14 protein-coding genes and 2 riboswitches are annotated in these 9,661 nt (G+C 57.8%); of the genes, 10 read left to right on the forward strand and 4 right to left on the reverse strand.

The window, feature by feature from the left end; all coding sequences use genetic code 11:
• Positions 1-924, reverse strand: a 924-nt coding sequence (locus tag CW742_RS02575; RefSeq protein WP_292416081.1) for a phosphopyruvate hydratase, incomplete at its 3' end; no start/stop codon positions are given.
• 75 nt (positions 925-999) lie between these two features.
• Positions 1,000-1,063: riboswitch (Fluoride riboswitch) on the reverse strand.
• Between the two features lie 90 nt (positions 1,064-1,153).
• A riboswitch (Fluoride riboswitch) is annotated at positions 1,154-1,215 on the forward strand.
• Positions 1,216-1,278: 63 nt separating this feature from the next.
• On the opposite strand from CW742_RS02575, the gene CW742_RS02580 reads away from it, so the two are divergent.
• Positions 1,279-3,132 (forward strand): dynamin family protein, encoded by a 1,854-nt coding sequence (locus CW742_RS02580; protein ID WP_292416083.1) that lies wholly within the window; start codon positions 1,279-1,281, stop codon positions 3,130-3,132.
• A 47-nt stretch (positions 3,133-3,179) separates the two neighbouring features.
• Here the strand turns inward: CW742_RS02580 and CW742_RS02585 are convergent, their stop codons facing one another.
• Positions 3,180-3,422: a hypothetical protein gene (locus CW742_RS02585; protein ID WP_292416085.1), complete on the reverse strand. Its 243-nt coding sequence runs from the start codon at positions 3,420-3,422 to the stop codon at positions 3,180-3,182.
• Between the two features lie 53 nt (positions 3,423-3,475).
• On the opposite strand from CW742_RS02585, the gene CW742_RS02590 reads away from it, so the two are divergent.
• On the forward strand, positions 3,476-4,105 hold the full coding sequence (locus tag CW742_RS02590; protein WP_292416087.1) for a LytS/YhcK type 5TM receptor domain-containing protein: 630 nt from the start codon (positions 3,476-3,478) through the stop codon (positions 4,103-4,105).
• Between the two features lie 78 nt (positions 4,106-4,183).
• On the opposite strand, the gene CW742_RS02595 is transcribed toward CW742_RS02590, so the two are convergent.
• The gene (locus tag CW742_RS02595) at positions 4,184-4,372 is read right to left on the reverse strand and encodes a hypothetical protein (RefSeq protein ID WP_292416088.1); all 189 of its coding nucleotides are present in this window, start codon (positions 4,370-4,372) and stop codon (positions 4,184-4,186) included.
• A 181-nt stretch (positions 4,373-4,553) separates the two neighbouring features.
• On the opposite strand from CW742_RS02595, the gene CW742_RS02600 reads away from it, so the two are divergent.
• The 7 genes from CW742_RS02600 to CW742_RS02630 all read left to right on the forward strand — a co-directional run bounded on the left by CW742_RS02600 (position 4,554) and on the right by CW742_RS02630 (position 8,294).
• A complete protein-coding gene (locus CW742_RS02600; RefSeq protein WP_292416090.1) occupies positions 4,554-4,946 on the forward strand; it encodes a hypothetical protein in 393 nt (130 codons plus the stop codon).
• Positions 4,947-4,996: 50 nt separating this feature from the next.
• Complete coding sequence (locus CW742_RS02605; RefSeq protein ID WP_292416092.1) at positions 4,997-5,140, forward strand: hypothetical protein; 144 nt, start codon at positions 4,997-4,999, stop codon at positions 5,138-5,140.
• Positions 5,141-5,155: 15 nt separating this feature from the next.
• A complete protein-coding gene (locus tag CW742_RS02610) occupies positions 5,156-5,503 on the forward strand; it encodes a hypothetical protein (RefSeq protein ID WP_292416093.1) in 348 nt (115 codons plus the stop codon).
• A 17-nt stretch (positions 5,504-5,520) separates the two neighbouring features.
• On the forward strand, positions 5,521-5,988 hold the full coding sequence (locus CW742_RS02615; RefSeq protein ID WP_292416095.1) for a HEAT repeat domain-containing protein: 468 nt from the start codon (positions 5,521-5,523) through the stop codon (positions 5,986-5,988).
• Between the two features lie 90 nt (positions 5,989-6,078).
• On the forward strand, positions 6,079-6,480 hold the full coding sequence (locus CW742_RS02620) for a phosphate-starvation-inducible PsiE family protein (RefSeq protein WP_292416097.1): 402 nt from the start codon (positions 6,079-6,081) through the stop codon (positions 6,478-6,480).
• Positions 6,481-6,591: 111 nt separating this feature from the next.
• On the forward strand, positions 6,592-7,506 hold the full coding sequence (locus tag CW742_RS02625; RefSeq protein WP_292416098.1) for an ABC transporter ATP-binding protein: 915 nt from the start codon (positions 6,592-6,594) through the stop codon (positions 7,504-7,506).
• Positions 7,507-7,508: 2 nt separating this feature from the next.
• On the forward strand, positions 7,509-8,294 hold the full coding sequence (locus CW742_RS02630; protein ID WP_292416101.1) for an ABC transporter permease: 786 nt from the start codon (positions 7,509-7,511) through the stop codon (positions 8,292-8,294).
• Between the two features lie 15 nt (positions 8,295-8,309).
• On the opposite strand, the gene CW742_RS02635 is transcribed toward CW742_RS02630, so the two are convergent.
• Positions 8,310-8,858: a HemK2/MTQ2 family protein methyltransferase gene (locus CW742_RS02635; RefSeq protein WP_292416103.1), complete on the reverse strand. Its 549-nt coding sequence runs from the start codon at positions 8,856-8,858 to the stop codon at positions 8,310-8,312.
• A gap of 234 nt (positions 8,859-9,092) precedes the next feature.
• Here CW742_RS02635 and CW742_RS02640 point away from each other — a divergent pair, with 234 nt between their 5' ends.
• Entirely contained in the window at positions 9,093-9,659 is a 567-nt protein-coding gene (locus CW742_RS02640; RefSeq protein ID WP_292416105.1) for a phosphomethylpyrimidine synthase ThiC, read from the forward strand.
• Positions 9,660-9,661 lie beyond the last annotated feature (2 nt).

Raw genomic sequence — 9,661 nt, forward strand, 5'->3', positions numbered from 1 at the left:
CTTCGGGCCCAGTTCTTTGTTCAGCAGTTTCCATCCGGCCCAGTCATCCTCGGCAAGACCATCTTCGATGGAGACGATCGGATAAGCCCCGACAAGCTTCCGGTAGTACGCAATCATCTCCTCCGCCGTGAGATTCCTGCCCTCGCGTTTCAGCTCGTATGTTCCGTTCTGGAAGAACCCGCTCGATGCCGGGTCAAGCGAGATCCCGATATCCTTTCCGGGCTTGTAGCCGGCTTGCTCGATGGCAGTCGTGATAAGTTCAAGCGGCTCCTCGTTGGTGGTAACTTTCGGGGCGAATCCGCCCTCGTCGCCAACAGCGGTCGGGTAGCCCTTCTTCTTGAGCATTGCCTGCAGCGCGTGGTAGGTCTCCGCACCCCATTGCAGGGAGGTCCGGAAGTCGGGGGCACCGAACGGCACGATCATGTATTCCTGGAAGTCCGAGCCCTGCCACTGGGCGTGGACCCCGCCGTTGAGCACATTCATCATCGGCACTGGCAGGAGATACTTGTGGGTCGGGCTCAGGTACTCGTAGAGCGGGATCCTCCGGGCCTGCGCAACGGCCCGGGCTGCCGCCATCGAGACGCCAAGGATCGCATTGGCACCAAGCCGGCCTTTCTCCGGCGTACCATCGAGTTCGATCAGCGTCTTGTCGATAAGCGCCTGGTCGGATGCGTCCTTGCCGGCAAGGGCCGGGGCGATGACCGTGTTGACATTCGAAACGGCTTTTTGGACACCTTTGCCCCCGAATCGCCTCGTGTCCTTGTCGCGGAGTTCAACAGCTTCGTGCGTGCCGGTCGATGCACCGGACGGGACAGCGGAACGCGCCCTGCTGCCGCCGGTCAGCACGAGATCGACTTCAACGGTCGGGTTGCCCCGGGAGTCGAGGATCTCCCGAGCGTGGATCTTCTGGATTGTCATTGCCATGTGTGACACACTCCATGGTTCCTGTCTCACTATCCACAGGAACCGTTCACGGGACTAATGAATCCCGTGCTGGTCGTTTTACCAGAAGTCATCAGCCGGACCGGGGCGGTTAGTGGCGGACCTCATCGCCGTACGATCAAGAGATGGGTACGTGCACTTTCTTATGGATTTCCTTTCCATCGCGGTCAAACCACGAAAAAGCGTTAATACCGGCAGCGAGCAGAATTTTAAGAGATCAGGTGATGGAGTTCACCTCTAACCGCCTTTTGTGCTGATAACTCCTACCCGGATATCCTGCGCATCTCACCCTGGATGCGATGAATCCGGCCGGATACAAACATGAGGAGATCGCTCATGGCAGAAAGCAGCACACCCCCTCCCCCCTCACCGGAACAAACGCCCATTGTTGTTCCGGAGAATCTCGTCACCGTATTACGAACAGAACGGCACCGGTTCGAAACCATGGGCGCACGGTATGCGGTGCATGCCAGCCGGCTGGCCGAGCTGGAGAAACGCCTGATGGAGGGCCGGTTTCATCTCGCGGTTCTCGGGCAGGTCAAGCGGGGCAAGAGCACGCTCCTGAACGCGCTCCTCGGGGAAGATATCCTGCCGAGCGCTGTTGTACCCCTGACTGCGATCCCGACATTCATCCGGTACGGGGCCGAACGGACACTCCGGGTCCGGTATAATGACAGCCGCCCGGACACGGTTGTGGAAGATGAGCTTATGCAATGCAGCGAAGACAAAATTCAACCTGCATCTCATCACTCGGGGATCCGGTGGCTCCAGGAACACCTCACCTTGTATGTCACCGAAGAGGAGAACCCGGAGAACCAGAAGGGCGTCCGGGAAGTGGAGATCACGCTCCCGGCACCCATACTCCGGGACGTTGTTCTTATCGATACGCCCGGGATCGGTTCGGTATACCGCCACAATACCGAAGGCACGCTGAACTTCCTCCCGCAGTGCGATGCAGCGCTCTTTCTCGTCTCGGCTGATCCCCCGATCACGGAGGTGGAGGTTGCATTTCTCAGGGAGATCAAGGACCGCGTTGCCCGGCTTTTCTTTGTCCTGAATAAAGTGGACTATCTTACCGGCGATGAAAAGGAAACCGCCCTTGCATTTTTCCGTACTGTCCTGAATAGCGTTGCCAGCATCGATCCCGGTCAGCATATCTTCGCAGTCTCTGCAAAGAAAGGACTGCTGGCAAAAGAAGCGAACGATACCCGGTTATGGGATGAGAGCGGCCTTCAGGAGGTCTCAGATCACCTGATCCTGTTCCTCGCATCCGAGAAGAACCGGGTGTTACGGGAAGCAATCGGGAAAAAAGTCTTCAATGTCTTTTGCGATGCAGAGCTCCAGACGCACCTCAATATCCGGGCTCTGGAACTGCCCCTGTCGGAACTGGAGAGCCGGCTCAGTCTCTTCGATAAAAAAATTGCAGAGGTCGAACAGCAGCGGCTCCATGCACAGGACATCCTGCTGGGTGACCGGAAGCGGGTTTACGACACCATTGAAATGTACGTTAAGGACCTCCGGATCCCCCTGAAAGACCGGCTTTCAAAAATTGCCGAAGATGCAATGGCGGCCTCCCCCCACACTCCGGAGAAAGCTGCCCAGGATGCCGTTGCAGGTACTATTCCTGGCTGGTTCGAGCATGAACTGGGGTCCATTACGGCCATGGCCGATCGCGAGATGACGGTTCGGCTCCGGGAGCAGGGGAAGCGTGCGGAAACGCTCATCGAGTCTGTACGCAAGGGTGCAGCAGAACTGTTCGAGATCCCGTACCATGCTCCGAGCGGGGAAGAGGTCTATCATCTCGTGCGGAAGCCCTACTGGGTAGATCACGAATGGGAGAGTACCTTCTCCCCGGTCTCGTCCGCGATGATGGAACGCCTCCTGCCGGGCCCCCTGCGGCAGAGCCGAGCAAAAAATCGCATGAAACACCAGATCGATATCCTTGTCATGCGCAATCTGGAAAACCTCCGGTACGAGACACTGCAGAGCATCGATGCAGCGTTCCTCCAGTACAGTTCCACGCTCGATGCGAATCTTCGCCTTACCATCGACGCAACCCACGGGGCCGTCCGTGCCGCCATGGAACGGCGCAAAGAACATGCCGGTGAGACTGCGGAACGTCTTGCCCGGTTATACCAGGTTGCAGGCGAGCTGCGCGAGGTGTTGCAGTTGTTTGGCAAGGCAGGTTGATTCAGGAGAGCGATAGTATGCCACGCAGGAAAGAAAGATACTGCCCTTCATGCGGGCATGTTCTCGTAAAAGACGAGAAGATCCGGTTTGGCGGCAAGGACGATTCGAGGAGCGACCCCTTCCTGCTCTGCCCGGCATGCGGGCGTAAAAGAACGTGCAGTATCAAAGAAGATCTGCTCTATGATTATCATCTGTGAATACCGCGATTGACAATTTTCCCGGTGCGCCATGATAATTCCTGACAGGCAGATCCTGAAGATGACGAGCCGGGCAAAGAGTTCTCCCCCCACCGCATCCCTTATCCAGACCCCCAACCAACGCTATTCCCGTACCTGTGATAACCATGGATCTCTCATTCCTTACCCAGCTCAATGTCCTGTTGCAGCTCATGTGCGTGATCATCGTGGCCGCGTACCTCCTGACCCGGAGCCGGATCTTCCCGGAGATCCTTGAAGGGCACGCGACCGTCACAACACAGATCATCCTCGTCATCTTCTTTGGCGCACTCTCGGTCTATGGCTCCATCAGCGGTATCGAGTTCCTCGGCTCGGTCGTGAACGTCCGCGACCTCGGCCCCATGCTTGCCGGCCTCCTGGCCGGGCCATGGGTCGGCATGGGTGCGGGAGCGATCGGGGCTGCCTACCGGCTGAGCCTTGGGGGACTCACGGTCATCCCCTGTTCGATCACCGCGATCTTTGCCGGTCTCTTTGGCGGGCTCATCTGGCTGTACTGCAAAAAGAAGTTTGCCGGCTGGAAGATTGCCGTGGTCTTTGCGGTCCTCATGGAGGTCTTCCACATGGTGCTCACGCTTGCCCTTGTCCAGCCGTTCGAATCGGCCCTCGCGATCGTATCAAGGGTGTACATCCCGATGATCCTGGCCAATGCTGTGGGCATGTACCTCTTCTGCCTCATGGTGGAACATTTCCGGCGCGAGAAGAAGCTGGAAGAGGGGCAGAAATCACAAGACACGTGATTCACAACCAAAAAGAGATCTCTGAAAAAAAATGGAAAAATTTTTGGATAATTCCTGTTTTTCCGATACGATCCCGGCTCACATTGCCCGGAACCGTTTCACCACCGTGTCCATGCCCTTCTTCTTGATCTCGATCTTGAACTTCGTCTCCTTGTATTTCACTTCAAAGATCCCGAGCTTGCCGGACTTGACCAGACGCTCGACCGCAAGCAGGTCTGCACGGGGCATCCGCTTGAAATCGTCGCCTTCATAGACCACTTTTCCCATAAATTTCCCTCCAACGCTATGCTCTACAATAGACCAGCGGGCTTATCAACATTGTGCGATGGCGATTCCGGCATCTCCGTACAATCCGGATTACAATTGACGCGCAGAATACCCGTAAATTCCCCGGTTTACAGAGGAACCATTAAATAGCGCGTCCCGGCATATCCCTATACGAGAACTTATGAGCAGGGAGAAGATCCAGGTTCCCGGAAAAGCCTATGAGGAGATCGTTGCCCTCCAGCGCGAGATCCACTTTACATCAGACCACGAAGACACCATCAAGAAGGCGGAAGACCGAGGTTATATGGCCGCCGCGAACTGGATCCGCCAGAACGAGCGGGCGTATAAGATCGGGTTCGCGTGGGGTTTTGAGCCCGTTGCCGATGAGCCTTCTGGCATGCTCCGGGATATCCCGGAACCCCGCTCCCCCCCGGTCAAGCGCACGGTTGCAAAACCCATGCAGACCATGGAGCCCCGGTCGCAGAAGAAATCCGGTGGCTCAAAGTCCGGCAGCACGAAGAGTTCCGGCGGCTTCTTTGCCGGGATCAAAAAGTGGCTGGGCAAATATTTCTAAAACCTTTTTTTCGCAAGAATCATTGCACAGGGAATCCATAAGGAGTGTATATGCCAACCTGTGCCGATTGTATCAGCTATGCGCCAAAGTCCGGCGATGCGGGCGAGTGCCGCATCAATGGTCCGGTCCCCGCGGATCGTGACAGCGACCGGTGCCCGTCCCGCACGTTTATTCCAAAGCCCGTAAAACACTGATCGGGTACAACCATCATGCCACGCGAACTTGACGAGAAGGACATCGCGATCTTAAAGAAGCTGGCGCCCGAGTGCGGCGACCTGACCTGCTCGGGATCGGGCCACATGTTCCACTCCATCCTCCCGCCGGTCTCCAACCATTTCGCCGAGGATTCTGAGGATTTTCTCCGCCGCATCAGCCGGCTCGACAAAGAGGAACTCACGTACATTACGGACCTGATCCAGAAAGGCGAGGAGAGCCTTGGCTGCCTGCCGGTTGAGGATGTCGAGGCACTCGTCCACTTTATCCACGACACGATTTCTCCGGAAGTGGCACAGAAGGTCATCTCCGTGTACGAATCCGGCGGTTCCTGCGAGCACTAACCTGCTCTCCCTCATCCATGGCTGACATCACGACGCTTCTTTCCGACCTGCTGAAGGGCAGCATTGCGAAGCGGAAGGCCGCTGCAAAGGCGCTTGGGACCATGAGCGACGACCGTGTCTTCCCCGCCCTTGCCGGTGCCCTTGCCGATCCTCACCCGGCTGTCCGTTGCGAGGCAGCCCTGGCGCTGGGCCGCAGGGAGGATGCCGCTTCCGTCCCCACGCTCGCAAAAGCCCTCCGGGATGATGAGCCGGCAGTCCGGGCCGCTGCGCTTGAGGCGCTCGGGAGGATCCGCGATCCCGGGTCCGCCACGCTCGTCATCCCCCTTCTCCACGACCGTGAACGGGAGGTACGGATCGGCGCTGCCGTAATCCTCGGGAAACTGGGCAACCGGGAGGCCGTTGCACCGCTCACCGGACTGAAAAACGATCCGTTCTCTGAAGTCCGCGACGCTGCGGATGAGGCACTCCGCCGCCTCACGAAATGATCTCCCCGTTCCCGCACATTTTTTATCTTCGCCATGTCACACTAGGGTAACAACTCCCCGGGAGTACAACATGGAAAAAAACCAACGGTAATGGAATACCTGATCAGCTTCTTCTCGTTCGTGCCCATGATCCTGTATACGATCGTGGCGATCCTCCTGACAGTCATCGCCATATTCTCGGTCTGGGATGCAATCCTGCTCATCCTGCAGATGATCATCTCCCGTGATTTTGCCAACGGGCTTGTCAGTGTCATCTACGCACTGCTCCTGACCATCACGATTATCGTCCTCTTCGAGACCGTGACGGTCTACTTCAAGACCAAGCATGTCGAGGTCCGGGCCCTCCTTATCGCGGGGCTGACCGGAGTAGTCCGGCACGTGCTGATCTACAATGTCGATACGGTTGACCCCTTTACGCTGATGGGCACCGTGGCCCTCCTTGCCGTGCTCATCGCGGGCATTGTCTTTGTCAAGCCACAGCCACTCCCGTAACGTTCATCCTTTCCTTTCCTTTCCTTTCCGTTTTTCTTCTTTGCCCCCTTGTATCGAACACGAGCATTTTGTAGTACAGAGAACAGAGATCCACAGCACGGAAGATCGCTGATGACGGCAATCATCAAGGCCCATGACCTGAAGAAGAACTATAACAGCACGGTTGCAGTCGACGGCATCCAATTCACGGTAAAAAAAGGGGAGATCTTCGGTTTTTTGGGCCCGAACGGCGCCGGCAAGACTACGACCATGAAAATGATCACCTGTGTCTCGCCCCGCACCTCCGGCACCCTCACGGTCCTCGGTATGGACCCGGAGGAAAAACCCGCGGAGATCAAGCAGAGCCTCGGCGTTGTCCCGCAGGAGACCAACCTCGATCCCGACTTCACCTGCTTTGGGAATCTCTATTACTATTCGCTCTACTTCAACATACCAAAAGACGAGGCGACAAGGCGGGCTGACGAACTGCTGGAGTTTGTTCAGCTTACTGAGAAGCGGGACGTTTCGGTGGACAAGTTATCCGGGGGGATGAAACGCCGGCTCATCCTTGCCCGGGCCCTCGTGAACCGTCCCGACATTCTCATTTTAGATGAGCCGACCATCGGCCTCGACCCGCAGGCCCGTCACCTGATCTGGGAGAAACTCCGGAGCCTTCAGGCGAGAGGGAACACTATCGTGATGACCACGCATTACCTTGACGAAGCCGCACGGCTCTGCGACCGGCTGGTCATTATGGACAACGGGAAGATCCTGGTAGAAGGAGCTCCAGCGGACCTTGTGAGGGAGCACGTGGGCGATGAGATCGTGGAGGTGGAGGGAAGCGACGATGTCGTCACCTGTCTCCGCGAACGTGGCGTCCCCTTCGAGAAGACCGGTGACATGGTGCAGGTGACCGGGACAACAGAGAAAGCCCGGGAAGTGGCGAGGACTATCCTTGATCGCTGCCAGCCGGCGCGGATGATCACAAGGCCCGCAACGCTCGAAGACGTGTTCCTGAAACTGACCGGGAGGAACCTCCGGGAGTGATCATGCCGCACATCTTCTCAATCCCGAACGTTACCCGCCGTGCCGGAATCGTCTGGTACCGGAACCTCGTGGTCTTTGTCCGGACCTGGCAGGTGAACTTCTTTCCCCCGCTGGTCGAGGCGCTCCTCTACCTCTTTGCCATCGGGATCGGCATCGGCACCTACGTGCAGCAGATCGACGGCATCCCGTACATCAACTTCATTGCCCCGGCCATCCTTGCCATCGCGGTGATGAACTCCGCGTTCTTCGAGTGCACGTTCGGTTCCTTTGTCCGCATGTACTACCAGAAGACGTTCGATGCCATGATTGCGACTCCGCTCTCGATCGAGGACGTGATCGCGGGCGAACTGTTGTGGGGGGCGACCCGGAGCGTCATCTACGTGATCATCATGCTGCCGGTGCTCGCGGTGTTCGGGGTCGTTTCGCTCCCCCTTGCCCTGCTCGCCATCCCGCTCGCGTTCCTTGGGGGCCTGATGTTTGCCGGCATCGCGATGTGCTTCACGTCCGTGACACCCGGCATCGATACGCTCAATTACCCGTCGTTCCTCTTCATCACGCCCATGGCGCTCTTCTCGGGCACGTTCTTCCCGCTCACGCTGATGCCGGCCTTCCTCCAGTACTTCGCGCTTGCCGTCCTGCCGCTCACGCACCTTGTCGCCATCATGCGGATGCTGACCCTGCCTTCACTCTCGTGGACGCTCCTTCTTCACCTTGCATGGATCGCAGTCATCACTGCCATCACCTGCATCATCTCGATCAACCTGATGCGAAAGCGGCTGATTGTCTGAAGTCCGAAGCGTGCCTCAGCGGGTGAACCGTAGGACAAGCAGGGTCTCGTCCTCCACTTTCTCCTCGCGGACAAGCTCCGCGTGTAATCCGTGCGAAGCAAAGAGTTCCTTTACTGCACCGGGCCCGGTGAGCGACGAGATGAGGACCAGGATCCTGCCCCCGGGCGCAAGCACCCGTTTCACATCCGCAGCAAACAACTCAAGGGTCTCCCTCCCGGATATCCCGCCGTCAAGGGCATACTCCAGCCAGTCATCGATCCGCTCATGAGGTTCGGTGGGAAGGTACGGGGGATTGAAGAGAACGAGATCGAATTTTCCCCGGACCGGGTCGAGAAGGTTGCAGCGGATGACATCCACGCCGGCTTTTTGGGCAGCGATCGCAGCGTGGGGGTTGATATCGGTGGCTATGGTGCGGGCACCCTTCCGCATCGCGGCTGCGATCAGCCCCGAGCCGGTCCCGACCTCCAGCACCCGGTCGCCGGCCCTCACTTCGCCCCCTGCGACATCGAGCAGGAGATATGTGTCGGCTTCGGGCTGGTACACCTGCGAGGGGTCGTAGTCCATACAGTAAGGAATGGTTGGCCGGTATCTGAAAAAAAGGGATTGGATGGGAAGGATCAGAACACAAACGGATCGCAATCCGGATCGCACAGTGAAATCCGGCCCCGATATACTCCCGGATTGGCGCCTGATACAATATGCTGCGTGATCCGGTAATCATAAACCTGCCGGTAGTTTATTAGTTGGAAAAAGAGCTTTTTCGTACCGGAGGAGTACACTGCACCAGACCGGATGCGGATGTCAGGTATCCATATGGCAAAAACGCCAAGGATACCGGCACGGAGCACTGCAAAAGCCATGAAGACCCTGGTTGATTCTGCCCGCGAAGGGAGACTGGCCCTCCCGATGAAGACCGTTGCCGCAGAGGAAGGTATGGATCCCGATGAACTCCTCCGGCGGATAGCCGCAGGGAGTGTGGTCATCATGCAGCGTAAAAATCGCTGCACGGGCATCGGGACCGGTCTGCGCACGAAGATCAATGTCAACCTGGGAACATCCTCGGGAAAAGTTTCCCTCAGCGATGAACTCAAAAAGGCGGAGATCGCCGAGAAGTTTGGCGCCGACACAATCAGCGACCTCTCTATGGGAGGTGACATCGACGCCATCCGGAGGGATATCCTCGCGTTTACCACGCTCCCCGTCACCACCGTGCCGATCTACCACGCGGTTGTCGAATGCGGCCTCGAGACCATGACGGCAGAAAGCTGCCTCCCCACCCTCAAACACCAGGCCGGGCCGGGGAACGACTCCGTTTGTCTCACCCGCGCGACGCAGAACACGCTGGCGGCTGCCGCACACGCGTAGAA

The organism is Methanoregula sp. (genome assembly GCF_002835825.1).
Lineage (GTDB): Archaea > Halobacteriota > Methanomicrobia > Methanomicrobiales > Methanospirillaceae > Methanoregula.

What these genes read in the sequence shown, in the direction of transcription:
- CW742_RS02580 (WP_292416083.1), top strand. Translation starts at nt 1,279, where the DNA reads ATGGCAGAAAGCAGCACACCCCCTCCCCCCTCACCGGAACAAACGCCC.
- CW742_RS02590 (WP_292416087.1), top strand. Translation starts at nt 3,476, where the DNA reads ATGGATCTCTCATTCCTTACCCAGCTCAATGTCCTGTTGCAGCTCATG.
- CW742_RS02595 (WP_292416088.1), bottom strand. Translation starts at nt 4,372, where the DNA reads ATGGGAAAAGTGGTCTATGAAGGCGACGATTTCAAGCGGATGCCCCGT.
- CW742_RS02600 (WP_292416090.1), top strand. Translation starts at nt 4,554, where the DNA reads ATGAGCAGGGAGAAGATCCAGGTTCCCGGAAAAGCCTATGAGGAGATC.
- CW742_RS02605 (WP_292416092.1), top strand. Translation starts at nt 4,997, where the DNA reads ATGCCAACCTGTGCCGATTGTATCAGCTATGCGCCAAAGTCCGGCGAT.
- CW742_RS02610 (WP_292416093.1), top strand. Translation starts at nt 5,156, where the DNA reads ATGCCACGCGAACTTGACGAGAAGGACATCGCGATCTTAAAGAAGCTG.
- CW742_RS02615 (WP_292416095.1), top strand. Translation starts at nt 5,521, where the DNA reads ATGGCTGACATCACGACGCTTCTTTCCGACCTGCTGAAGGGCAGCATT.
- CW742_RS02620 (WP_292416097.1), top strand. Translation starts at nt 6,079, where the DNA reads ATGGAATACCTGATCAGCTTCTTCTCGTTCGTGCCCATGATCCTGTAT.
- CW742_RS02625 (WP_292416098.1), top strand. Translation starts at nt 6,592, where the DNA reads ATGACGGCAATCATCAAGGCCCATGACCTGAAGAAGAACTATAACAGC.
- CW742_RS02630 (WP_292416101.1), top strand. Translation starts at nt 7,509, where the DNA reads ATGCCGCACATCTTCTCAATCCCGAACGTTACCCGCCGTGCCGGAATC.
- CW742_RS02635 (WP_292416103.1), bottom strand. Translation starts at nt 8,858, where the DNA reads ATGGACTACGACCCCTCGCAGGTGTACCAGCCCGAAGCCGACACATAT.
- CW742_RS02640 (WP_292416105.1), top strand. Translation starts at nt 9,093, where the DNA reads ATGTCAGGTATCCATATGGCAAAAACGCCAAGGATACCGGCACGGAGC.